The 361-nt window shown below is 62.0% G+C and carries 1 protein-coding gene; it reads right to left on the bottom strand.

What is annotated here, in order from left to right; genetic code table 11:
• The coding region (locus AC1D0P_RS32365) for a DUF2189 domain-containing protein (protein ID WP_477680459.1) at positions 1–361 on the bottom strand (361 nt) is incomplete at both ends.

Below are 361 nucleotides of genomic sequence, written 5' to 3'. Positions count from 1 at the left end.
GGAGAAGATCGCCGGCGAGCGCCGCACCTCCAGCGCATGCTGCCACGACGTATCGAGCCCCATCTCGCGTCGGCGGCTGATCTCATAAAGGCCGATCGCCGCGACCGGGCCAAGAAGCGCGAAGCCGGAAGCCAGCGGGAACATCAATGGCAGGAGATTGGCGCCGGCGCTCCAAACCATCAGCACAAAGCCGGCGAGAGGGTAGAGCAGGCAGAGAAAGACATAGTGAGATGGTTTTTCGCGGAAATCATTCCAGCCCAGGCGGAGCGCGTCCAGAACATCCAGGATGCCGATCTGCTCGACCTCCGGGCGGACAATCGTCCCCTCCGCATTGGCGACCACATGAAATGCACTCATGACG

It is taken from the genome of Polaromonas sp. P1_G2 (assembly GCF_056405515.1).
The sequence above is the reverse complement of the archived record's forward strand: the minus strand, read 5'-3'. Positions and strand labels throughout refer to the sequence as shown.